The organism is Brucella gallinifaecis, from assembly GCF_006476605.1.
In the GTDB taxonomy this organism is placed as follows: Bacteria; Pseudomonadota; Alphaproteobacteria; order Rhizobiales; family Rhizobiaceae; genus Brucella; species Brucella gallinifaecis.
On sequence record NZ_ML636809.1, the window covers coordinates 18,586 to 39,659 of the forward strand.

The following is a 21,074-nucleotide window of genomic DNA, read 5'->3' on the forward strand; positions in this document are numbered from 1 at the left end:
GGGTTCGCATCTGCGTCCTCTGGTTCCCCTTGAAAAAGTTTAGAGAACGTTCTCATATAAGAGACACGGACATAACCCGTCCGTCAAGCACCGTTTTATCAAAGCATTGCGCTTATGGCCATTGAAAACCGGTGATGATCTGCTAACACCTAAGCAGATATGTCGTTTTCCAACGCCACGTATGATACTATTCTCAGATCGGCGAGTGATAAATGTGAGAGGAATTGCCAATTGGCTCCGAAAAGCAAAGCGACGATTGCCGATGTTGCGCGTGCAGCAGGGGTTTCCACGGCGACCGCGGGACGTGTGCTCGGCGGCTATGGTTATACCAGCGAAGACAAGAAGGAACAGGTCCTCAAGGCAGCTCAGCGCCTGGGCTATCAGCCCAACGCACTGGCGCGTAGTCTCATTACCGGCAAGACCCGCACACTTGGTGTCGTGGCCGGTGACATTCAGAACCCCTTCTACGCTTCAGTCCTGCGTGGCATCTCCAACGTCGCGGAAGCCAATGGCTTTGGTCTGTTGATTACCAATAGCGATGAAGCCCAGCCCAAGGAAGTTAATTCGGTCGAGCTACTTGCTCGAAAGCAGGTAGACGGGCTGATCGTCACTCCCAGCGATACGCGCAAAGCGCGACATCTGCATAATCTGCGAGCTATGGGCGTCCCTCTCGTCCTCATCGACCGTGCAGTCGCCGGCTTGGTGGTGGACCGAGTTGCAACCGACAACGTCACAGCCGCTGAAATTGCTGTACGCCGATTGATCGCTGCCGGACACCGTCGGATCGGCATCGTCGCTGAACTTGTCGATGAAGAAGGTGGTGGTTTGGAAACCTTCCTCGCTCGGGCGATCTCGGGTGATCCGATCGAAAGCGAAACACTCTATCCCAGCTGGCAACGCCTGCTCGGTTATATTCGCGCCCATCGGATCGAAGGTCTGCCTGTCGACCCACGCCTGACGCTCCGAGCCGGAAGCTATTCAGCGCTCGCTGCACAGGCTGTTGTGCTCGGTTTAATGGCGACTTCCGGAGCACCGACGGCGCTCTTCACAACAGACGGCACCATGTCGGAAGGCACGATGCGTGCGCTCGCGGAAATGAAGCTTTCGATCCCCGAGAGCATTTCGCTTATCTGCTTCGACGATCTTGACTGGATGAGTTTTCATCGCCCCGGCATCACCACCGTTGCGCAGCCGCGCCTTGCCATGGGGGAAGCCGCTGCACGGATGCTCCTTGAGCGCATTCGCGGCGAGGATTATCCGCCACGCACCGTTCTTATGCCGGCGGAACTGATCGAGCGCGGTTCTGTCGCACAACGCTGATTCCGCAAAATCGAGCAAGAAGACCTTCATCGCATGCTGATGCATGACGGCAGTCGCCCAGTTATCTATTAGTGTTCCGCATGCGGACGTGCCTGTTTTAACGGACGCCAGCACGTCCGCTTATCTCCTCGCAGTTTCTCGGCTCTTCATCGCCCGGTGAAGGAAACCATTTGCCTTTTTCGCTACAGCCCTATAAATGAGAACGCTCTCAGTTTCTTCTCAGGAGAGCTCGTCTAATGCCCCGTCCCGTCAAAATCCTCGCCTTTGGCGATAATGTCGTTGACTGCTACCGTGATCGAAACCTGATGTTTCCAGGCGGAAACTGCGTCAATCATGCCGTTTTTGCGCGCCGTACCGGGGCCGAAACTGCCTATGTGGGTGCCGTATGCGATGATGACGCCGGGCGGTTGATCCGGCGCGCATTGATCGAAGAAGGGGTGGACGTCTCCTCGCTACGCGTGGTGTCTGGGCAAACGGCTTATTGCGTGATTGAGACGCAAGATGGCGATCGCGTATTCGTCGGCGCCAATCTTGGTGTCTCGATTATCGCACCGTCGAGGGCCGATATTGCTCGACTTTCGGATTTCGACGCCATTCACACCGGCCGTTCAAGCCATGTCGACGCCTGGCTGCCCCATTTTGCCGAGATCACGAAAGTGTCCTACGATCTTGCCACCGTACAAGACCCTGCCCGCATCGCCCAAATAGCACCGCACTGTTTTCTGATGGCCTGCTCCGCCGGTGGAGGTTCGCGTGAGGAGGCACTTGCGTTAGCTATGAGTGTCCGCACCGCTGGCGCTCGCTGGAGTCTAGTCACTCGCGGCATCGAAGGGGCTATCCTCGCCGGTGACACCGGTGTTTTCGAGGTTCCGGCCAAACCCGTCGACGCCCTCGATACGCTCGGAGCCGGTGACACCTATATCGCCAATGTCCTTGTCGGCTTATTGAGCGACCTGAAGCCCGAAACTATCCTTAGGCAAGCAGCAGAAGCTGCTGCTCATACGTGCCAGATGCACGGCGCTTTTGGACATCAGAGTTCCATGAGCGTGGACCTCACGAACATGATGAGCCTAGAAGAAATTTATCGCGTCACTCGTCCTGTGAAAGCAGCGGAGGAGGCCTAGCGTTATTTGAGCGATCAACCTCAAATGCGAATCCGATTATAGCGCTCTTCGGACATAACTATATTTGCACAGTTGATGCCGTGTGCATGTTATTCTAGCTATGTCCGGCAGTGTGAAAGGTATTTGCCTCTCCGAGAATCTGAAAAGCGCGTGACGCATTGATTGCCAGTCAAGATTCTCCCCTCGCTTAACGCGAACATCCGAGCTAAAATTGATACTTATATGGCTTTTTTGGGCGGTCCTGCTCGTAATAAGCATTCGGCCTATCTCATGAAAAATGCTGTATCATAATGCTGATGTCACGCCCGATTATGGATCGTTCATCGGAACCATTTGGACAGGTTTCTCGTTATTTCTGTTTCTCTGGCCTTAGCGCTAATATCTACCGAGAATGGTTTGGGTCCCATATGAACCCGAGAGAGCGACAATGAGAAATTTTGAGAAAACTCGTGACCAAATGGTGGAACAGCGGGTCCATCGCGGTGTTCACGACGTGGGCAAGCCGGAAGCAATGGGCACCGCGCATGCGGAAAATTCATTGATGAAGGCTCTATCGAATTTGCATATGAAGACTCACTCCATCAATTCAAATGGCCAGGCGATTTCACAGCAGGAATCTGGACCGCGAAGAAGGGGAGAAAGTCATGATAGAAAATGGTTACAAACTTCAGAGAAGAGGCGACGGCACCTGGTCCGTGATCGATGCCTTCAAGGGCAATCCGGTCACGTTCGAAGGGCGGTTGCAGATCGCATTGAACGAGGACGAGGCGCAGCGGGTCCTCGACTGCCTCAACCGCCAGAATCTCGAACGTCATCCCGAAGACGGCAGCGGTCGCCTGCCGTGATCCAGAGCATTATCGAAACATGAAGTGATCAAACGTGCCTATCTTAAATAATCAGGAAGCGTATTGCTGAGTTTTCGAAAGGAGTATTCCATGCCGCTCTTTAACGAAGCGAGCCGTATCTACAAGCCGGAAGAAGTGACCTTCATGCGCAACTGCTTTTCCCATGCCGCGATCATTCTTGAGGAGAGCGACCGGGAGTATGCTGCAGCCGATCTTTCGTCCGCGATCATCATGCTTTACCAGAACGGCCTGAGAGATCTGAACTACATTGCTGAACTGGCATCGCGGCTTGCCCACAAACGCTATCAAGACCGCCACGCAGAAGCGCCCATTGCCGCGAACCTGAACATTCTGCCGGATTCGGACGGTCCTTCCTGATGCGTCAGCCCTCGCCCAACGACACGCTCCCTTAGGCATTCTTGTCCGCATCAACAAACTTGTTGAAGCGGCTGTCGCCCGCGTCTTCATAGAGGAAAGCCAGATTACGATCATCGAAGATGGCGAAGAAATCATCCCAGTTGATCTCTTCCAGATTCTCGTCTTTCTCCGCGAAGTCGATGCGCAATATACCGACGTCATTACCCGTATCCACCACTGCCGGACGTCCGTTGCGGTCTTCCGCCCACCGGCGGATTTTGTCGTGGTCCCGTGTGATCTGAGCCATGTCTTATCCTTCCGCTTTGAATTTCTTCGCTTTTTCCAGCAGTTTTTGCCGGTCTCTGCCGAAACACTCAATCAACTGGCGGGCCTGAAGCGGCGAAATATCGGAGTTCTCGGCGAGAAACTTTACTTCTTCATCGTCCGTCAGCGGGGTGGTGGTTTTCTCGTTCATGGTCAACCTCATTTCTGATCTTCTGGCGGGTTGCTCGGCTGGTCCCCGCCGGTACCGGTTTGTGGCCGTTCGTTTTCACCCGGCTGCTGGATTGCGGGCTGATCGACCGAACCCGTCGCGGGCAGTGTCTGTATGCCCTGTTTTTCCGATACGGACCCACCGCCAGTCAGGCTCCACCCAAGGAAGAGAAGCAGCAGAACCGCCAGCGTGGCCAAAGCGAAGCGCGAAAAATATCCGAGTGTTCGCGACGAAGACTGGTCCCGTCTGTCCCGCTCAGGTTTCGATTGCATATTCATCACCATACCCATGAAATTGCGAAATAACCAATGACGACCATTGCGATGATGAACCACCAGACGAGATAGGCCGGGCCTTCCCGCATCTTTGCTTTTCCTCTGGCGGGTGGCGCCTTTTTCTCGGATGCCCACGCACGCAAGCCGGAAGCATGGCTGGAAGCGTTGCTGTCCTCAGTCGCCACAGTGTTGACACGGGCAGGCTGGGAATTGCCACCTGCCTCCGCATCCGTCTCCATCGGCGCTGCCGCAGGATCAAAACCGGGAACCTTGTCGCCGGTCTCACCCCGTTGGATCGCGCCCCTTGCACGAGCGCCAATGCTTTTATCCGGTGAAACTGCTTTCATCATTTTAGCCTCCCTATTCCAACCACAAGGCAGACCAATTGTTCCGCAAAACCTTGTTGCGGCAATCTGGTTGGTTTTTTCGGTCGCCCTTCCCGTTTCGTCCAACGAAACAATCCACGGTTTGAAAAGTTGGGCCACCAGTTCCAACGAATTGAGGCTCTCATGAAACACGACCCGAAAGTCGGCACCACGGACCAGAAACCGAAATGGGAAGGCCCGCCTGAAAACAGGCCTCACGGCTATGAACCTGCCGTTGATAACCCGGCAAAAAAGCGCGACGCTGCTGGGCACAGGCTGTCCGATCCCGACCGCAAGAACCTTTCCGATGCGCAGAGTGAGCCTCAGCATGCGGAACGAAAGGGCGACGACGGATGACGTGCCCAACTGAACGGCCGTTCCTTCACCCCACTGCTTGCTGCATTGTCGGATGGTCCGGACTTGCCGGGCCGGGCGAAGGATGTTCGGGTATGGGAAGCGGCGGTATCTGTTCCGGTTCGTCGGGGCTGAATGGCCCCTTGTCCGGTTGCGGAATGGTTTCAGGCGGCCGGACGGAAATACCTTCCGGCTCCTTTTCGGGTATTTCCGGTGGATCGGAGGGCAGCTCGGAGTCTGCGAACAGGACGAACGGCAACGCCGCTCCCCATTCTTCGATATGGATTTTCATTCGATTTCTCCCTTCAACGGGTGTCAAGCGTGATCCGGCCTGCCATAAGCCTTGCGCAGTTCATCCTTGGCTGCTTCCAATACCTGCTTGCGCTTCTCCGGCAAATTCTTGCCGGCGCGGTTGATATAGAAGGTCAGCATGGACATGGCCGAACGGAACGGCTCTGCCTTGCGTTTGTGGCTCTTGTCGGCTGAGCGTTTCAGGGAAGCGGCAATTTTCTTCGGATCGTCCTGCTCGAACACTTGCGGCTCGAGGTCCAGCGCATCGCTTTGCTCGGTCACTTCGGCTGACCACTTCTTTGTCGGGGCCATATCAAAATTCCTCTCTTGCGAGCTTCGATAACTGCCGAAGGCTGCCCATGTTCCTTTTACCCTGTCCGCGACATCGGCTGGTTTCGTTGCCTTGAGGGAACAAACCGCTCGCAAGCCGGTTCGGAAGCACGTTTCAGCCGTCATGGCACCCAACTGGAGGAATCATCATGTTCTACGATGCCGCAAGGATCAAACTGCCCTTTTTCGACAGGGATCGCGTCGGGGCGGGCGAACCATCCCAGCACGAACCGCGCGATCATCAGGCACGGCCGACGCATGAGCAGCCGAACGCGCCGGGCAACCCGCGCCCGCCACAGCCGGACAACCCGCAACAGGACTTCGATTTCGACAGCCCCAACAGCAAGCGCCCGAATGATCTGGCCAACCCCAGCGCGCGTGAACTGCGGCGGGAAAGCCGTGGTACCGAACAGAACTGACCATCCCAGGAGGTGAAGATGCCTGCAAAATCCAAAGCACAGCAACAGGCTGCCGGCGCGGCTTTGGCCGCGAAGCGCGGAGACAAATCGAAAAGCGAACTGCGTGGGGCGTCCAAGGAAATGGCCAAATCCATGAGCGAAAAGGAACTCGAGAAGATGGCCTCCACCAAGCAGAAGGGCAAGCCCGAGCACAAGTCGAAATCCTGACGGGACGTAACGATGACCACTTTGAAATGGCTTGCCGTCGTGATGTTCGCCGTGGCGCTGCAGGGGTTGGGCAGCCTGTTCATCACTTCCGACAAGGGGGACGTTTCGCCGGAGAGCCCCACCCAACCGGCCGGCTCTCCCACGCAGCCCTGACGTTTTGATTTTGCCCAATGGGCGAAACAAAACGGTCGCTGGCGGGTTAGGTGTTCCGTCGTCGGGATTTTCAGCCGAACGACATTGACAGTTTCGGAACTATAGGAGGCCTGCAATGGCCAGCACCAAACAACGCAATCTCGAGGACATTTATTATGCGGAGCGCAAAATCCTGAAAACTCTTCCCAAGATGTCCCGCGCGGCCAATGATGAGAAGCTGAAGGGCGCGTTCGAAAAACACCGGGAACAGACCCAAGGACATGTGGAACGTCTGCAGCAAGGTCGGCCGGCAGAGTCATAAGAACTCCTGAATGAAAGGGGCAGTCGTGTGCTGCCCTTTCTTAACTCAGTTGCGGATTGAAAAGGCTAAGACGATGTTATCCAAGCCAATACCCGAGTAGGCAATGTAACTTTAACCTATGCGCGAACACAGCTGTATCTATGATACTGATATCATGGGGATTTCAAGCATGCTATTTCACGCCAGGTCTGCATGGCAGACTGGCGGAGAAAGCGGTGGTTGGAGCGGGGAAAGTGATGAAGATTGTAAATTGGATCGTGTATGGACGCAAACTTTTGCAAATGGCGCGCTGATTTGAACCGCTTCATCATCCGCTCGCGTCGCCGTATAGGCTGGTGGGAATTCTCTGCCCGATTGTTCAAACTCTTATGCTGACGGTGATCACATTGAGTGAGACCAATCTCCCGCTTGGCGGCACCATAAGAGCCAAGCTTGTCTGTGACCATGACACGGGGAGAAACACCCTGACTGCTTAGTAATTTACGCATGAAACGCTTGGCAGCCTGGGTATCACGGCGTTTCTGTACCAAAATATCAAGGACAAAGCCGTCCTGATCGACAGCCCGCCACAAAATATGCCGCTCACCTTTGATGGTAATGAAACCTCATCAAGGTGCCATTTACCGCCAAGGCGCGGCGTGCGGCAACGGATCTGATTGGCATAGTCCCGACCAAACTTCTCCGCCTATTCCCGCACCGTCTTATGGGTAACAATAATGCCGCGGTAAGCTAGCATGTCTTCAACCATGCGAAAGCTCAGTGGAAAACGGAAATACAGCCAAACCGCTTCAGCAATAATCTCGGCCGGAAAACGATGGCGGTGATAAAGCGAGGCGCGGCTGTCGGTCATAACCAATTCTATAATCGCACAAACTTACGGAAACTTAAGGTTACGATGCCGCGCTCGGTCACCGTCAATGATTTTGGCGGCGGTGCAAAATCACTGCAGGCTTTGGTCGGCTCGGTCGACGTGGTCAGCGGGGCCTATGAACACACCATCCGCATGCAAAATCGCGGTCAGGATATCAAGGCGATCTGCGAACTTGGTCAGTTTCCCGGGATCTGCATCGCGGTGCGCAAGGACCTCGCAGGCGAGATCAAAACCATTGCCGACCTCAAAGGCCAGAATGTCGGGGTGACGGCACCGGGGTCGTCAACCTCGCTGTTCCTGCAATATGCATTGATCAAGAACGGCCTCTGAGCGGATGATGCATCCATTATCGGTGTTGGCGGCGGCGCCAGCGCTGTAGCAGCCGTCAAAAAGGGTGAAATCGCTGCCCTTGTGCACCTCGATCCAGTCATTACCCGTCTGGAGGTCGACGGTGATATCACCATCCTTCTCGATACCCGCACGGAAGCGGGAACCCGCGCCTTGTTCGGTGGCACCCCCCCCCGCCGCCATCACCTATGTCCAGCAAAGCTTCATCGACGCCAACCCCATCACCACCCAGCGCGTGGTCAATGCCTTTGTCAAATCGCTGAACTGGATCCACCAGGCATCCGCTGATGATGTGGCCGACGCCGTGCCGGAGGAATACCTGCTGGGTGACCGCGCCCTCTATAAGACCGGATTTGAGAAATCGCGCGCCATGTATTCCGAAAAAGGCATCATCGCAGCCGATGGTTTTGACAGCATGATGAACATGCTCAAGGCGCTTGATCCCGAACTCGCCGATTCAAAGATCAGCTTCGAGCAGACCTTTGACCCGCGATTTGCGCAAGCGGCCAAGACGTAACAGGGTTAAACCAGCATCATCTGTTCCGGCAAGCCTGTGCTGCCGGAACAGCCCGCAGCACCTTTGATCGAGCTTTGATCGCGAAAGCGACAATTCCGACACGACGGGTCAGCCGATCGAACCAATTGCTCCGACGCGCGTTTAAAAACCGAGAATTTCGCGCGAAGGAACATCAACTTGACGCAACAGGCAGTAACGCAGAAGCGACAATTGCGGCAGTCCCGGCCCTAGGGAAACAACCCCGAAAATCACCCTGACCACCCGACAAAAGCCCGCGCACCGGCATTACGATGTCATCGTGGTGGGTGCCGGCATCAGTGGCGCGCTGATCGCCCAGGCGCTGATGGACGGCAAACGGAAAATCGCGATCCTCGATCGTCGGCGACCGGTGTTTGGCAGCACAATGGCCAGCACCGCGATGCTGCAGCATGAGATCGATGTTCCACTGTTCAAGCTCAAGAAGCTTTTGACAGCGAAAGCCGCCGAGCGCATCTGGCAACGCTCGGCCGACAGTGTCGATGCCTTGATCAAGCTGACAGGAGAGCTTGATATAAATTGTAGCATGCAGCGCAAAAAGACCCTCTATCTGGCCAGTGACGAGTATGGCGCACGCGCGCTCAAGGAAGAAGTCGAAGCGCGGCAGGCGATTGGCCTTCGTGCGGAACTTCTCGACGCCCACACATTGAAGCAACGCTTTGCGATCGAGCGGACGGCTGCGATTGAAAGCGATATGTCGGCCTCCGCCAATCCCGCCCAATTGACCGCAGGTTTGTTGCGGCACTGCGTGAAAGGCGGTATCGAAATCATTCGCGACACGGAAATCACCGATTTTCTCAGTCTCAACGATCAGATCGCTCTCGCCACCGCGCAAGGCGCGGTGATAAGCGCCGGCGCTGTCGTGTTCTGCACCGGCTATCAATTCCTCAAAGCGCTGGCGCATAAGAATCATCAGATCATCTCGACCTGGGCGATCGCAGGTACCAAGCAACAGCCCACACCCGCCTGGCTGCGTGATTATCTGGTCTGGGAGGCGTCCGATCCCTATCTTTCTTTTCGCACGGCCAGCGATGGCAGACTGATCGCCGGTGGCGAGGATGAAGCCTCTGAGGACGCGTTTGAGGACCCACAAAAAGCCGCGGGGAAAAGCCAGACAATTGCCGGCAAAATTAGCGCATTGATCGGCTGTGACATACGCAAGCCCGCTTATCAATGGTCGGCGGCCTTCGGCTCGACGCCCACGGGTACGCCGATGATCGGGGCCATCGATGGCCATCCAAATGTCTATGCTGCGATGGGCTATGGTGGCAACGGCATCACCTTCAGCAAGATCGCTGCGGAAATTCTCGCCAAGGCGATCGGTGGCGGGGAAGATCGCGACGCAGCACTGTTCGCCTTTCTCTAGCCGCAGCACGTCGGCACCGGCAAACTGCGTGCAAGCCGCAGTCCGCAGGCGTGCCCGAAAGCCTGACGGAACAATCCGCAACGCGCGCGTTTATCCTTCTACGAGCCTTTGCAGCCGCTTGGTTTACCCTATCAAGGGTTGCGAAAGAATCAAGCTCCAGGCACGATCGCCTTGACAGTCGTGGCCTGGCGTAACGATCTTATAACCGGAGCAGGAAAACGCATGACGTCCCACCACACCGATCCCCTCACCCAGGATGAAGATATCAAGTTTCTGGCGAAAAACTCCGATCTGTCACCGCTTCAGGCCAAAGCGCTGATCGAAAAATTTGGCCGTGACCGCGAAAAATTGCTCGAGGAGGCCAAGCGGTTCAAAGCGGAAAGCTGATCCTCGCCGGGCTGAGCACCATTTCGCCTCTCACGCTGGAAGGAGGGGATGGCGTCCTGCGCAAACCATAAAGCATCGGCTGAATGAAGCGGGGCAGCGGTGCAACGCCCCGCGCGCCCGGTGTCTTATTTTTTGACGAAGACGGCGCCTCAACAGTCATTGGCTCGGGTTGTTGTGCCCACATGGCGCAGCCATTTCAAGGCGATCCGCTCATCCTGATCAAGCAGTGGTGCGACAACACGCAGGCGGGAGGCCGCTTGCACCATTGCTGTCAGTTGATCCTGCTCCCATTGCTCAAAAACCAACGGATGAATATAGGAGCGTCTGCAGACGACGCGTGTGTTGCAAAGCCGTTGCGCGATTCTGTCGATTTCCGCGTTCAACACCCGTTTCGACGCTGCCGCACCTTCGGGACGCGGCAAGGCTGACAATCCCTTCACAGCCGAGGCCGTCGCTGCCCAGGTCCGGAAATGCTTTGACGTGAAATCAGCCTTCGTCACATCCCGCAGATAGTCATTGATATCCTGCGAGGTGATCGCATGGCGTTTCCCTTCATCACAGACATACTGGAACAGGTGCTGACCTGGGAGTTCCTGCAACGAGCGAATGATTGTGGCGATCCGTCTGTCGGAAATCTTCAGGTTCCAGTCCTTTCCGGATTTTCCCTTGAAGATCAGCCGCAAGTTGTTGCCATCATTTTTTAGATGACGGTTGCGCAGGGTCGTCACGCCAAAGCTCTTGTTGGAGCGCGCATAGTCGGGGCTGCCGACGCGCACAAGCAACCGGTCCATCAGCCAGACAATCGTCGCAGTCACTTTTTCACGACACAATGAGCGCCGCCGCATATCGGCCTCGACCTGCCGGCGCAAGCTGCTCAACACGGTTGCGAAATCACCCAGACTGGAGAACTTCGTCTCGCCCTGCATTGCTGACCATTCGGAATGATAGCGATATTGTTTGCGCCCACGCAGATCCCTGCCCGTTGCCTGAATATGGCCGTTGGGATGCGCGCAGATCCAGACATCCTGCCAGGCGGGCGGAATGGCCAGCGCCTTGATGCGCTCAATGTCGCCGGCAGAGACGCGGCCTGCGCCAACGCCCTTATAACGGAAACCCGCACCGCAGCGCAGGCGTTGAATGCCGGGCTCACTGTCGCTGACATAGTGCAGGTCGCGCTCAAGCACCGGTGCGGGCTTTTCTGCAGCAGAAGCGTTCAATCGGTCAAGCAAGTGGCACCTCTTAGCGTTAGCGCAGCGAAAGCCTGCAGCCATCAACGCAGAGCGCCCGGCCGGGTTCCCGGTTATGCGACGCTGCGGAACCAAGCCACGATTGGCGAGTTCAATCCTGCAATCGGGCCTGCAATCGGGCCTGCAATCGAAAGGGATAAAACGGTGCCCAGTGCGTTTTGGAAAGGCTATCTCAAACTCTCGCTCGTCACCTGTGCAGTTGAACTGCGACCGGCCACCAGTGACAGCGAACGCGTGCGCTTTCACACGCTCAACGAGAAGACCGGAAATCGGGTGATCAGTCGTTACGTCGATCAGCAGAGCCAGAAACCGGTGCGCGATCAGGACCAGGCGAAAGGTTTCGAGAAAGCGGAAGGTGGCTATATCATCCTGGAGGACGACGAGCTTGAAGCCGTCGCGCTGGACAGCACGCGAACCATCGATATCGACAGATTTGTCCCACGCGACACCATTGGCTGGATCTGGTATGACAAGCCACATTTTCTGACCCCCGCCGATAAGGTTGGCGCGGAAGCTTTTGCAGTTATTCGCGAGGCCATGGACAGCGCCGGCGTCTCCGGTCTGGCGCGTCTTGTGATGTATCGCCGCGAGCGTGCCGTTCTGCTCGAGCCACGCGACAAGGGCATTGTGCTCTGGACACTGCGCTACGGCGACGAAGTGCGTGATGAGAAAGACTATTTCAGTGCGATCGAGGCGAACAAGCCCGAAAAGAAAATGCTGACCATGGTGCGCAGCCTCATCAAGAACAAGACGGAAGACTGGAACGAGCAACTGCTGACAGATCCCGTGCAGAAAAACCTCAAGCGGATGATCGCCGCCAAGAAAAAGAAAACGAAACCGCATGCCGCAAGCAAGCGCCAGGCCAATCCGTCAGGCGGGGGCAATGTCATTGATATCATGGAAGCGCTGCGCAGGAGTCTGGAAAAAGACCGCAAGAAATAGCTTTGGGCGCAGCCCTGTCGCAAGACGCGCAAACCCGATTGGCCATCCGTTGAAAAATGCATCGCTTTAACGCGATATGCACTCAGGAGATTGCCCGCTTTCGTCACCTGCCGCAATCCTCCCAACATGCCAGCTATCAGCTGGCGCTTGCGTGGTTAAAGCCGAAGAGCCCGTGACAATTGCCGGTTTCATGTCCATTTCCATCGCCATCAGCGACCGGATTGCCCTGCCGTGATTGCTGGTTCCGGGCACAGTGAAACCCGTCGCCTTGCTTATCCGGACACATGGCTTGGGGCCAATCAGCCGCATCCTAGACATGCCCGACCCCTGCCTGCACAGTTGGGCCCTGCACTGTTGAGCCCTGCAATTGACGGCGTATTTTCAAGCGGCGGCAGCTGCCGGCTGCAATTCTTTTGGTCACCATACTTAAGCGATTTAAATATTATTATTCCCTTTATTATATAGTCTTGAATTTAAAGCATGCAAACCTGCAATAACTTGCCATTTTCGAACGCCACTTCGAAAGATATAAGCGCGTTAATTGGTTCTTTAACAAAATCTTAACCATCCTCTATAATAATAGGCATTATAACCACTCTTTCTATGCGCTAATATTTATATTTCTACTGTCTAATATTGCATTGTCTATTTTCGTATCAGAGTCGGTCCGAGAACTTATTCATGTTGAACAAAGTCTTCGTAGCATGAGGTGAATTGATGCCAATTCGAGAAAGGCGAGTGCATTTCTCGACAGGTTCTCAAGATCCTTTGCCAGTCTTCGACATCTCCCCAGCCACGCAAATGTGGGCTCAACGACCTAGCGCCGTGGCAATATCTCGAAGCCCTTGGCAGTATCGGACCGTTTCACGATCTCGATGGTCAGGCCGGGCATGGCCTTCTTCTGACCCTTGGCAAAGACCGCCCCCCTGATAACCGCCATCAGCAAACAGCTGCTTCAAAAAAGGATAACCCCAAACAGCGTCTTCAGGACCAGCACGCCGCCGTCGCGCTCCTGGATGTCGGCCGGATGGACTAACGCATGCAGCAAAAGCCCTACCGTATCAACGAGGATATGACGCTTCTTGTCTTTGATCTTTTTCTCAGCATCATACCCGAACGGGTCGACACAACGCCCCCTTTTTCCGCGCCTTTGACGCTTTGGCTGTCGATGACCGCTGCAGTTGGACTGGCTTCGCGGCCCATGGCTTCCCCTACATTTCAGGTAGAGTTCCTCGTGAATGCGAGCAAGCGTGCCATCCCAATTCCAGAGATCGAAATAGCCAAACAACGTGCTACGGGGCGGCAGATCTTTCGGTACGGCGCGCCATTGGCAACCTGTCGACAGGATGTACATCAGGCCGTTGACAACCTCCCGCAACACAACCGTCCGTTTTCCCCCACCCCGCTTTCCCGCCGGGATCAACGGCTCGACAAGGGTCCATTCCTCATCCGTCAGGTCACTCGGACAACGCATTTGCTGCGATCATAGCGTCCGCGGCTCTCTGTCGTCCGCATTGAGCCTTCCTCACATGAAAAGATGCATTAAGGAATCACAACTCAGAGACAACTGCAAACCCTGTTGCAGCTAATTAATTCTGAATACAAATAAAGTGTCCGGACGGACACTCAGACCTGCGCGTAACAGTGCGTAGTGAAAAGTGGATTTCTCAGACATGCGACTGCGGTCAACCGGAACAATGCCCGCTGAGGCGATCATCTTAGAGGCTTGAATGTCAGCTCCCCTCCCGCGTCGCCGCACGCAGCTTTTGTGTTCTGCAGCCGTTGGTCTTGCAAGCCCGGTCGTGGCAAACCTGCCCGCGATGGCGCAGCCACAAATCACCTATACCGGCTCGGTGACACCCACACCACCGCCCGGGGCGACCGATTGGGACTTCTCTTCCAGTCAGACCCTCGTCGTTGGATTTCAGACTGCGGGCTCACTGAGCATCACAGGCGGTGCCAAAGGCACAGGTGATACGGTCCATGTGGGCGATCAGGGCTTCTTTGGCTCCGCTGATCTCTTGGTGGATGGAGCCGGCTCCAGCCTGCAGATCGCCGACCTCCGCATTGGCAACGAGAATAACAGCACTGGCACGGTGACGATCAGCAATGGTGGTGGGATCACCCTCAATTCAGTCGATCCGTTTTCTGTTACTGTTGGTAACTATTCAAACACCACTGCCGATCTGATTGTTTCCGGCGCTGGATCTTCGCTCACCGCCAATCAACGCATCATCATTGACGGCGACGGCACCGGCCATGTCACAATCTCCGGCCAGGGCTCAGCCTGGAATGGGCAGCATGGCATCTGGGTTGGACAATTCGGTAACGGCAGCGTGGACCTTTATGATGGCGGCACCATCAACGATAACACACTGGAAATAGCGTACAAAGCCGGAACCACGGGTATCGTCAAATTCGGCGGCGCCGCTGGGGCGCCAGCCAGGGCCGGCGGAGTCCTCAATGTCGCGACCATTGAATTCAATCGCGATGGCGGCGGCAGCAACGGAGTCCTAAACTTCAACACAACCGATACTGTTGCCGTCCACGCGGACATCAAGGGCGCAGGGACGATCAACCAGATCGCCGGAACGACGGTCTTCACTGGCAACGGCGATGATTTTACCGGCGTCACCAATATCACCGGGGGCGTGCTGCAGCTTGGCGATGGCGGCAACAGTGGCACCCTCGCTGGCAATATCAATACCGGAACCGATGCCGCCCATGCCGGCATGCTGGCTTTTAATCGTGCCGATAATGTCGAATTTTCAAACCCTGTCTCTGGCGCAGGTGCGGTCCGGCAGATGGGCACAGGCACGACCACGCTCGTGCAGGACAATAATTATGCCGGAGGCACCTGGATCATCGCAGGGACCTTGTCGGTGGCCTCCGACGCCAAGCGCGACCTTGCAACCGGCGCAGTCACATTGGATGGCGGCACGCTGCACGTGACCGGCAGTGCCGTTGGCAGCGCCGCGCGCAGTCTCACGCTCGGGAATCACGGCGGTGGCTTTGATATTGCTGAGACTTCCAACACAGTCACAGTGGCGCAAAGCCTGTCGGGAGCGGGTCAGCTGTGGAAACACGGTCAGGGCACTCTGATGCTTTCGGGCGATAACAGCTTCTCCGGAGGCTTGCATTTTGAATGCCGGTACCGCAAAGGCCGGCATGACCGATCATGCCTTTGGTTCGGGCATTTTGAATGTCGAGGCTGGGGCAACCGCTGATCTTGATCAATTCAACACTTCAACCGGCGGCCTTGCAGGCGCGGGCAGCGTGGCGCTCAATGCCGCAACGCTGACGCTTGCGCAAGACAGCAACACCCTGTTCTCCGGCACCATCAATGGCAGCGGTGGCCTTGTCAAGGATGGCGAGCAGGCGGTTGTCGGCGGCGCCTTCGCCTATACATTGCAGCAAGGTGGCGCCCAGGACGGCTCACAGGGCGCCAATGACGGCAACTGGTATCTGGTCTGCCATGCGCCGGATCCGGATACACCGCCTGTCGATCCGACCTGTCAGGACACCAACAGCTGTCCACCACCACCCAGCACACGCTACAGTAACGGTGCACCGGTGTATGAAGGCTATGGGCAGAACATGATGGCGCTCAACAAGCTGCCAACATTGCAGCAGCGGGTTGGCAATCGCTATTTTGCAGGGACCATCGCTTCTGATGCCGCTGCGACTTCCGGTGTCGGCGCTGGTGCTGGTGCAGGCGCGGAGCAGCCGGGCATCTGGGCACGCGTTGAAGGCGCGCATAACCGACTTGAACCCTCCACCTCGACCGCGCGCATGAAACAGGACATCAACACGCTTGAGATGCAGGCCGGTGTCGACGGACAGTTCTATGAGAATGACCAGGGCCGTCTGCTTGTCGGCATCACCGGCCAATATGGTCATGCCAAAGGCGATGTCTCCTCCATGCATGGCGATGGAACCATCACCACCGATGCATGGAGCTTCGGTGCCACCGCCACCTGATACGGCAATGACGGGTTCTATCTCGATGGTCAGGGCCAGGTGACATGGTTTGACAATGACCTTGTTTTCTCAACCGCCACTCAGTCGCTGGCCAATGGCCGCAAGGCGACCGGCCATGCGGTGAGCCTTGAAAGATGCAAGCAGATCCCTCTTGCAGGCAACTGGTCGCTGACCCCGCAGGCGCAGCTCTCCTGGTCGTCAATCAGTACCAACAGCTTCCGTGATGCGTGGAATGCCCGGATTGGTGTCGATGATGGTGACAGCCTTGTCGGTCGCCTGGGACTTGCCGCCCAATATGCCACCGCCTGGAAAGATGATCAGGGCCGTGCAAGCCAGGCTTCGCTCTATGGCATTCCCAATCTCTATCAGGAGTTCTTAGGCGGAACCACGGACGATCCGTCGGGTGTTGATTTTAACACCGACAATGACCGGACCTGTGGTGGCATTGGTCTGGACGGTACCTATGCCTGGGCCGACAGCAAATATGCGCTTTATGGCGAAGGCTCGGTCAATACAGGCCTCACCCACTTTGCCGACAGCTACAGCCCCAGGGCCAATGTTGGCTTCAAGGTGAACTGGTAACGTCGCACCTCAATGAAGAAAAAGAGCGGTTACGAACGCCCTTTTTCCATGAGCTGCGGATTTCTCCACAGTGTCAGCTCTGCGCTATTGGCACACTCATGAACGCGAAGCCGCCGCAACTGTCGTTTTGTTGTGGTTACCGGTCGTCATCATCCGCTCTCACTCTGATCAGCTTCTGATCAGCTCAAGCAAAGCTTAAGTTTCACCGCGAAATCACACGATTGGCGAAAGAAGAAGAAAGCAGCTGATCGTTGCAGCAAGCGGGTTTCAATTCTTTAGCTCGCCTTTTTGGCCCCACCCTGCTTCGCGGGCGTTTTCTTGGCAGCCGGTTTTCGGCCAACCGATTTCTTGTTCCCACCTGCTCCTTCAGCGCTCTTACGCAGCGCTTCCTTGAGATCAATGACCTGCGCGGATTTCGCTGGCGCCGGTTTCTTGAACGGTTTGCCTGCAATTTTAGCCTTAATCAGATCGGCCAGCGCCGTATCATAATGGTCATCAAAACCGGCCGGATCAAAACTGCCCATCTTGGTATCGATAATATGCCTGGCGAGATCGAGCATTTCCTTGTCGAACTTGAAACTGCCAATGTCTGAAAACGCTTCCTTGGTCGAGCGCACCTCGTAGTCGAAATTCAGCGTGGTCGCGAGAAGCCCCTCACCATATGCGCGGATCAGCAGTTTGCGAGCGCGCCGAAACAACACCGCCTCGGCAATCGCCCCAACTTTTTGCAGTTGCATCGCCTCGCGTAGCAAGTTGTAGGCTTGCTGATTGTCGTCATTCGGCGCCAGGTAATAAGGCCGGTCAAGATAAACATCATCAATCGCGTCGCAGGCAATAAAGCACAGCACATTAAGCGTCTTGTCGGTTTCAGGCACAGCCGCAGCGATTTCGTCGTCGTTAAAACTGACATAGGTCCCCGAGGCGATCTCATATCCCTTGACCTGATCCTCGCGGTCGACCGGTTTGCCGGTGTCGCTGTCGACAAATTCGCGACTGAGCCGATTGCCCGTCTTCCGATTGATCAGATGGAAGGAAATCCGGTCCGATGTTGACGCCGCCGTGTAAAGCGCGACCGGACACAGCAGTTCGTCGACCTTGATCTGCCCCTTCCAGTTTGCGCGCGGTGCCATTGTTACGCTCCATCCTCGTGCGAACTCGCCCTGCCGATCCTTTTCAAAATTTTCTCAAAGGCAAATCCAAAGCCCAGCAACAAGGGGAGACCCACCAACACGATCCAGAAAAATAACCATCCCATCGATTTTCCTCCCTCCTGCTGTAACCATTTCGATCAGGCAACAGCATTGATATGCTGCGCCCGTTTCCATGCTGAACAACCCATCCTGTTGAAAATGGTTCCCTGTCGCTGCAAACCATTCAACGCCCCTCTATTGCGGATATCGACTGCGGATCAAGATGCCCACCGACAGTCGACATCTCTCTGCCGCAGACACCATTGAACCCGGTGTCGCGGAAACCATGTCTTTTTAGAGAGTTCCCCTATTGCAGTTGGCGCCACCCTGCGCGCTTTTCACATTCTGCATCAACCCAATCTCGGGATGTCTCCATCGTAGTCGATCGTTCTTCTCAACAAGCCTGCGAGCGGCGTCAAGCATTTCACCTATCTCCGCGCGAAACAATGCAAGGGAACCAAGGCGTTCGCTGTTCGTTATGAGAAAATTCGCGGTGCATGGAGGCTTTGATGAGAAACGTCGACAGGAAAGATCGTTTGATCCTGGCACTCGCAGCGCTGCTGCGGGCTGAGCGCGAAACCCGTGGCGCCCTGGAATCAGCCCTTCAAAACGAAACTGTGAGCATCGAGTCACTGCGCGCCATCCTCTCCGATCCGGTCCCGGTGATCACGGAAGACGACATCTCATTTGCCGAGGATTTCGCCCGCTCAAGACATCTTCCACCGTTTCACCTTACGAACAACCCTCTCAGCGCAGCGAAGCGAACGTCCTGACGGTCAAGCCTATCCCTCTTTGCTTTCCAACGGGCGGAAACACTGTTGTCGTTTTCTGAAAAAACGCTAATCTTCCGTCATCTCCTGTTTGAGATTGTTTTGGAATTTCTCGCCGGAGCGGACTGTGAGCGATAACAAATTTATGCAGGATCGAGTTGCACCATTGATCTCCACCACGCATGCGGCAAGCGCAACTGCTCCCAACGCATTGGCGGACATCCCTGACTGTCGTCGCCTGCTTGGGACAATGGACTGGCCCACAAGTCCCCTTGGCCCGATGGATAGCTGGCCGCCTGCCCTGCGTTGCGCATTGGATCTCGCCCTTCCCTCCGACGCGCAGATTGTCATTTTCTGGGGTCCCCAGTTTATCGCGCTTTATAATGATGCCTATCGTCCAACCATCGGTCACAAACATCCCGCAGCCTTCGGTCGACCGGCCCAGGAGAACTGGTCGGAATTGTGGGATGATCTGAAACCATTGCTTGAAACCGTGCTTGAAACAGGTCAGACCGTTTCCGCGCAGAACCGCCCTTTTCGCATCGAGCGCTTCGGCTATCCCGAAACCGTTTATTTCGATATTTCCTATTCTCCGATCAGCGTTTCTGACAATGGTGCCTTGGGCGTGCTTTGCATCGTCAATGAAACCACATCGCGCGTCATCGCGCAGCGCAAGCTCACCGAAAACCAGCAGCGACTGGAGCTCCTCTTCTCTCAAACGGATGCCGGAATAGCCCTGAGCGAGCGCACGGGCAGGCTGATTAAGGTCAATCCTCGGCTCTGCGCGCTTTCCAGCCATCGTGAGGAAATCCTGCTGGCTGGCGGGCTGGATGCCGTGCTTGAACCCGCTGATCGGGAAGCTTACCGGACTTCACTCAAAGCGCTGTTCACCAACGGAGAAAGCTTTCTTCATCGATTCAGCCTGCTCGGCGCCAATGGTCGCCACACGCCTGTCAGTTGTGCGGCAAGCCCGGTGCGCAACGACACCGGCCTTATAACCCATGCTGTCTGGACGATTATCGACATCACGGAACAATTGCGCGCGCAGGAACTGGAAAGTCAGCTGGCGGCAATCGTTTCTTCTTCCCATGACGCAATTCTGAGCACTGATCTCGAAATGCGCATTCTGAGCTGGAATCACGGCGCGGAACGTCTTTATGGCTACAGCACTGACGAGGCTATCGGGCGCAAAGTCACTATGCTGCTCCCATCCGACAGGATGACCGAAGAGGTAGAGATCATTGAAAAAATCTCGCGCGGTCTCGCCGTCGCACCCCATGAAACAGTGCGGCTGCACAAGAACGGCGCGCGACTGGATGTTCAGTTGACGGTATCGCCGGTCCGGGATGGCAATGGACGCATCATTGGTGCGTCCAAAAGCGCCCATGATATCAGCGACCGAAAAAAGTCCGAACAGTTGCAGCAGGCAATTCTGGGCGAGATGAAGCATCGTATCAAGAATGTCCTGGCCACCGTCCAGGCTTTGGCACGCCAGACCTTTCGCAATCCCAGTCATAAAAGCGCCTATCAAACCTTTGAAGCCCGACTAGGCGCCATGGCCCGAACCCACGATCTTCTCACCGCCGATGTCTGGCAGGCGGCAGAACTCGACAAACTGGTGGAGGAGGCGCTGTTACCATTCGGTCTTTCCAATTTTGCGATCAATGGTCCGAAGATCGACGTTTCTTCACGCGCTGCCATGGCCTTTTCTCTCGGCCTGCATGAATTGGCGACCAATGCGTCGAAATATGGTGCGCTTTCAGTGCCGGGTGGCTCTGTCGACGTCACCTGGGCCTGCGATCCAGCATCGCAGCAACTCAATTTTGTCTGGAGAGAAAAAGACGGTCCCAGCGTCTCCGCTCCCAAAAGCAGAGGCTTTGGCAGCAAACTCATCGAGGGCGTCCTCGCAGGAGAAATCAGTGGTAACGTTGAGCTGAATTTTCACCCCGACGGCTTGCACTGTCAGCTGAGCACCAAGATCGCTCATCTCACGCAATAAACCT

At 55.8% G+C, this 21,074-nt stretch carries 24 protein-coding genes and 4 pseudogenes; 17 read left to right on the plus strand and 11 right to left on the minus strand.

What is annotated here, in order from left to right; translation table 11 throughout:
* The first annotated feature begins 231 nt into the window (after positions 1 to 231).
* The 4 genes from FHY56_RS13570 to FHY56_RS13590 all read left to right on the plus strand — a co-directional run bounded on the left by FHY56_RS13570 (position 232) and on the right by FHY56_RS13590 (position 3,667).
* Positions 232 to 1,320, plus strand: coding sequence for a LacI family DNA-binding transcriptional regulator (locus FHY56_RS13570; protein WP_024899103.1), 1,089 nt, complete (start codon positions 232 to 234; stop codon positions 1,318 to 1,320).
* A gap of 236 nt (positions 1,321 to 1,556) precedes the next feature.
* Entirely contained in the window at positions 1,557 to 2,444 is an 888-nt protein-coding gene (locus FHY56_RS13575) for a PfkB family carbohydrate kinase (protein ID WP_024899102.1), read from the plus strand.
* A 644-nt stretch (positions 2,445 to 3,088) separates the two neighbouring features.
* Complete coding sequence (locus tag FHY56_RS13585; RefSeq protein ID WP_094574821.1) at positions 3,089 to 3,289, plus strand: hypothetical protein; 201 nt, start codon at positions 3,089 to 3,091, stop codon at positions 3,287 to 3,289.
* 90 nt (positions 3,290 to 3,379) lie between these two features.
* Positions 3,380 to 3,667 carry a hypothetical protein gene (locus FHY56_RS13590; protein WP_094574817.1) on the plus strand — a complete coding sequence of 96 codons (288 nt, stop codon included), beginning with the start codon at positions 3,380 to 3,382 and terminating at the stop codon, positions 3,665 to 3,667.
* A gap of 31 nt (positions 3,668 to 3,698) precedes the next feature.
* Here the strand turns inward: FHY56_RS13590 and FHY56_RS13595 are convergent, their stop codons facing one another.
* The 4 genes from FHY56_RS13595 to FHY56_RS13605 are packed head-to-tail and all read right to left on the minus strand — an operon-like array spanning position 3,699 to position 4,761.
* Positions 3,699 to 3,953 carry a hypothetical protein gene (locus tag FHY56_RS13595; protein ID WP_140905733.1) on the minus strand — a complete coding sequence of 85 codons (255 nt, stop codon included), beginning with the start codon at positions 3,951 to 3,953 and terminating at the stop codon, positions 3,699 to 3,701.
* A 3-nt stretch (positions 3,954 to 3,956) separates the two neighbouring features.
* Positions 3,957 to 4,121 (minus strand): hypothetical protein, encoded by a 165-nt coding sequence (locus FHY56_RS17925; protein WP_168927608.1) that lies wholly within the window; start codon positions 4,119 to 4,121, stop codon positions 3,957 to 3,959.
* Positions 4,122 to 4,129: 8 nt separating this feature from the next.
* On the minus strand, positions 4,130 to 4,411 hold the full coding sequence (locus FHY56_RS13600) for a hypothetical protein (RefSeq protein WP_235818724.1): 282 nt from the start codon (positions 4,409 to 4,411) through the stop codon (positions 4,130 to 4,132).
* A gap of 5 nt (positions 4,412 to 4,416) precedes the next feature.
* Positions 4,417 to 4,761 (minus strand): hypothetical protein, encoded by a 345-nt coding sequence (locus FHY56_RS13605; RefSeq protein ID WP_140905803.1) that lies wholly within the window; start codon positions 4,759 to 4,761, stop codon positions 4,417 to 4,419.
* A gap of 162 nt (positions 4,762 to 4,923) precedes the next feature.
* Here FHY56_RS13605 and FHY56_RS13610 point away from each other — a divergent pair, with 162 nt between their 5' ends.
* Positions 4,924 to 5,136: a hypothetical protein gene (locus FHY56_RS13610; protein WP_094574813.1), complete on the plus strand. Its 213-nt coding sequence runs from the start codon at positions 4,924 to 4,926 to the stop codon at positions 5,134 to 5,136.
* Between the two features lie 25 nt (positions 5,137 to 5,161).
* Here FHY56_RS13610 and FHY56_RS13615 read toward each other — a convergent pair whose 3' ends face one another.
* Positions 5,162 to 5,425, minus strand: coding sequence for a chitin-binding protein (locus FHY56_RS13615; protein WP_140905734.1), 264 nt, complete (start codon positions 5,423 to 5,425; stop codon positions 5,162 to 5,164).
* Positions 5,426 to 5,448: 23 nt separating this feature from the next.
* Complete coding sequence (locus tag FHY56_RS13620) at positions 5,449 to 5,736, minus strand: DUF3175 domain-containing protein (RefSeq protein ID WP_094574809.1); 288 nt, start codon at positions 5,734 to 5,736, stop codon at positions 5,449 to 5,451.
* 167 nt (positions 5,737 to 5,903) lie between these two features.
* Here FHY56_RS13620 and FHY56_RS13625 point away from each other — a divergent pair, with 167 nt between their 5' ends.
* The 4 genes and pseudogenes from FHY56_RS13625 to FHY56_RS13635 form a co-directional block, all read left to right on the plus strand.
* Positions 5,904 to 6,173, plus strand: coding sequence for a hypothetical protein (locus FHY56_RS13625; RefSeq protein WP_094574807.1), 270 nt, complete (start codon positions 5,904 to 5,906; stop codon positions 6,171 to 6,173).
* 18 nt (positions 6,174 to 6,191) lie between these two features.
* Positions 6,192 to 6,380: a DUF3008 family protein gene (locus FHY56_RS13630; RefSeq protein ID WP_094574805.1), complete on the plus strand. Its 189-nt coding sequence runs from the start codon at positions 6,192 to 6,194 to the stop codon at positions 6,378 to 6,380.
* Between the two features lie 12 nt (positions 6,381 to 6,392).
* The gene (locus tag FHY56_RS17825) at positions 6,393 to 6,533 is read left to right on the plus strand and encodes a hypothetical protein (RefSeq protein ID WP_158447766.1); all 141 of its coding nucleotides are present in this window, start codon (positions 6,393 to 6,395) and stop codon (positions 6,531 to 6,533) included.
* Between the two features lie 115 nt (positions 6,534 to 6,648).
* Positions 6,649 to 6,813, plus strand: a pseudogene (locus tag FHY56_RS13635) (YciE/YciF ferroxidase family protein); the annotation flags it as partial.
* A gap of 173 nt (positions 6,814 to 6,986) precedes the next feature.
* Here the strand turns inward: FHY56_RS13635 and FHY56_RS13640 are convergent.
* Positions 6,987 to 7,684: pseudogene (locus tag FHY56_RS13640) on the minus strand (IS6 family transposase).
* Positions 7,685 to 7,744: 60 nt separating this feature from the next.
* Between FHY56_RS13640 and FHY56_RS13645 the strand changes: the two are divergent.
* The 3 genes and pseudogenes from FHY56_RS13645 to FHY56_RS17930 form a co-directional block, all read left to right on the plus strand.
* Positions 7,745 to 8,570 (plus strand): annotated as a pseudogene (locus FHY56_RS13645) (ABC transporter substrate-binding protein); the annotation flags it as partial.
* A 298-nt stretch (positions 8,571 to 8,868) separates the two neighbouring features.
* A complete protein-coding gene (locus tag FHY56_RS13650) occupies positions 8,869 to 9,972 on the plus strand; it encodes an NAD(P)/FAD-dependent oxidoreductase (RefSeq protein ID WP_328595378.1) in 1,104 nt (367 codons plus the stop codon).
* A 222-nt stretch (positions 9,973 to 10,194) separates the two neighbouring features.
* On the plus strand, positions 10,195 to 10,359 hold the full coding sequence (locus FHY56_RS17930; RefSeq protein WP_164844759.1) for a hypothetical protein: 165 nt from the start codon (positions 10,195 to 10,197) through the stop codon (positions 10,357 to 10,359).
* 149 nt (positions 10,360 to 10,508) lie between these two features.
* On the opposite strand, the gene FHY56_RS13655 is transcribed toward FHY56_RS17930, so the two are convergent.
* On the minus strand, positions 10,509 to 11,588 hold the full coding sequence (locus FHY56_RS13655; RefSeq protein ID WP_094574801.1) for a DNA topoisomerase IB: 1,080 nt from the start codon (positions 11,586 to 11,588) through the stop codon (positions 10,509 to 10,511).
* A 162-nt stretch (positions 11,589 to 11,750) separates the two neighbouring features.
* On the opposite strand from FHY56_RS13655, the gene ku (FHY56_RS13660) reads away from it, so the two are divergent.
* Entirely contained in the window at positions 11,751 to 12,548 is a 798-nt protein-coding gene (ku, locus tag FHY56_RS13660) for a non-homologous end joining protein Ku (protein WP_128095140.1), read from the plus strand.
* Positions 12,549 to 13,365: 817 nt separating this feature from the next.
* Here the strand turns inward: ku (FHY56_RS13660) and FHY56_RS18290 are convergent.
* Positions 13,366 to 13,488 carry a hypothetical protein gene (locus tag FHY56_RS18290; RefSeq protein ID WP_268876667.1) on the minus strand — a complete coding sequence of 41 codons (123 nt, stop codon included), beginning with the start codon at positions 13,486 to 13,488 and terminating at the stop codon, positions 13,366 to 13,368.
* Positions 13,489 to 13,503: 15 nt separating this feature from the next.
* Positions 13,504 to 14,022 (minus strand): IS5 family transposase, encoded by a 519-nt coding sequence (locus FHY56_RS13665; RefSeq protein ID WP_235818723.1) that lies wholly within the window; start codon positions 14,020 to 14,022, stop codon positions 13,504 to 13,506.
* Positions 14,023 to 14,278: 256 nt separating this feature from the next.
* Between FHY56_RS13665 and FHY56_RS13670 the strand changes: the two genes are divergently transcribed.
* A complete protein-coding gene (locus FHY56_RS13670; RefSeq protein WP_140905735.1) occupies positions 14,279 to 15,775 on the plus strand; it encodes an autotransporter-associated beta strand repeat-containing protein in 1,497 nt (498 codons plus the stop codon).
* Positions 15,717 to 17,111: pseudogene (locus FHY56_RS13675) on the plus strand (autotransporter family protein). Before FHY56_RS13670 ends, FHY56_RS13675 begins: the two are co-directional and overlap by 59 nt.
* Positions 17,112 to 17,386: 275 nt before the next feature.
* Here FHY56_RS13675 and ku (FHY56_RS13680) read toward each other — a convergent pair.
* The gene (gene ku / locus FHY56_RS13680; RefSeq protein WP_140905736.1) at positions 17,387 to 18,241 is read right to left on the minus strand and encodes a non-homologous end joining protein Ku; all 855 of its coding nucleotides are present in this window, start codon (positions 18,239 to 18,241) and stop codon (positions 17,387 to 17,389) included.
* A 569-nt stretch (positions 18,242 to 18,810) separates the two neighbouring features.
* Here ku (FHY56_RS13680) and FHY56_RS13685 point away from each other — a divergent pair.
* Together FHY56_RS13685 and FHY56_RS13690 are read left to right on the plus strand one after the other, a co-directional pair.
* Complete coding sequence (locus FHY56_RS13685) at positions 18,811 to 19,074, plus strand: hypothetical protein (protein ID WP_140905737.1); 264 nt, start codon at positions 18,811 to 18,813, stop codon at positions 19,072 to 19,074.
* A gap of 124 nt (positions 19,075 to 19,198) precedes the next feature.
* The gene (locus FHY56_RS13690) at positions 19,199 to 21,070 is read left to right on the plus strand and encodes a PAS domain-containing sensor histidine kinase (protein ID WP_235889504.1); all 1,872 of its coding nucleotides are present in this window, start codon (positions 19,199 to 19,201) and stop codon (positions 21,068 to 21,070) included.
* Positions 21,071 to 21,074 lie beyond the last annotated feature (4 nt).

What these genes read in the sequence shown, in the direction of transcription:
- FHY56_RS13620 (WP_094574809.1), bottom strand. Translation starts at nt 5,736, where the DNA reads ATGGCCCCGACAAAGAAGTGGTCAGCCGAAGTGACCGAGCAAAGCGAT.
- FHY56_RS13590 (WP_094574817.1), top strand. Translation starts at nt 3,380, where the DNA reads ATGCCGCTCTTTAACGAAGCGAGCCGTATCTACAAGCCGGAAGAAGTG.
- FHY56_RS13685 (WP_140905737.1), top strand. Translation starts at nt 18,811, where the DNA reads ATGAGAAACGTCGACAGGAAAGATCGTTTGATCCTGGCACTCGCAGCG.
- FHY56_RS13625 (WP_094574807.1), top strand. Translation starts at nt 5,904, where the DNA reads ATGTTCTACGATGCCGCAAGGATCAAACTGCCCTTTTTCGACAGGGAT.
- FHY56_RS13610 (WP_094574813.1), top strand. Translation starts at nt 4,924, where the DNA reads ATGAAACACGACCCGAAAGTCGGCACCACGGACCAGAAACCGAAATGG.
- FHY56_RS18290 (WP_268876667.1), bottom strand. Translation starts at nt 13,488, where the DNA reads ATGGCGGTTATCAGGGGGGCGGTCTTTGCCAAGGGTCAGAAGAAGGCC.
- FHY56_RS13605 (WP_140905803.1), bottom strand. Translation starts at nt 4,761, where the DNA reads ATGAAAGCAGTTTCACCGGATAAAAGCATTGGCGCTCGTGCAAGGGGC.
- FHY56_RS17925 (WP_168927608.1), bottom strand. Translation starts at nt 4,121, where the DNA reads ATGAACGAGAAAACCACCACCCCGCTGACGGACGATGAAGAAGTAAAG.
- FHY56_RS13585 (WP_094574821.1), top strand. Translation starts at nt 3,089, where the DNA reads ATGATAGAAAATGGTTACAAACTTCAGAGAAGAGGCGACGGCACCTGG.
- FHY56_RS17825 (WP_158447766.1), top strand. Translation starts at nt 6,393, where the DNA reads ATGACCACTTTGAAATGGCTTGCCGTCGTGATGTTCGCCGTGGCGCTG.
- ku (WP_140905736.1), bottom strand. Translation starts at nt 18,241, where the DNA reads ATGGCACCGCGCGCAAACTGGAAGGGGCAGATCAAGGTCGACGAACTG.
- FHY56_RS13575 (WP_024899102.1), top strand. Translation starts at nt 1,557, where the DNA reads ATGCCCCGTCCCGTCAAAATCCTCGCCTTTGGCGATAATGTCGTTGAC.
- FHY56_RS13630 (WP_094574805.1), top strand. Translation starts at nt 6,192, where the DNA reads ATGCCTGCAAAATCCAAAGCACAGCAACAGGCTGCCGGCGCGGCTTTG.
- FHY56_RS13595 (WP_140905733.1), bottom strand. Translation starts at nt 3,953, where the DNA reads ATGGCTCAGATCACACGGGACCACGACAAAATCCGCCGGTGGGCGGAA.
- FHY56_RS13600 (WP_235818724.1), bottom strand. Translation starts at nt 4,411, where the DNA reads ATGCAATCGAAACCTGAGCGGGACAGACGGGACCAGTCTTCGTCGCGA.
- FHY56_RS13615 (WP_140905734.1), bottom strand. Translation starts at nt 5,425, where the DNA reads ATGAAAATCCATATCGAAGAATGGGGAGCGGCGTTGCCGTTCGTCCTG.
- FHY56_RS17930 (WP_164844759.1), top strand. Translation starts at nt 10,195, where the DNA reads ATGACGTCCCACCACACCGATCCCCTCACCCAGGATGAAGATATCAAG.
- FHY56_RS13665 (WP_235818723.1), bottom strand. Translation starts at nt 14,022, where the DNA reads ATGCGTTGTCCGAGTGACCTGACGGATGAGGAATGGACCCTTGTCGAG.
- FHY56_RS13670 (WP_140905735.1), top strand. Translation starts at nt 14,279, where the DNA reads ATGTCAGCTCCCCTCCCGCGTCGCCGCACGCAGCTTTTGTGTTCTGCA.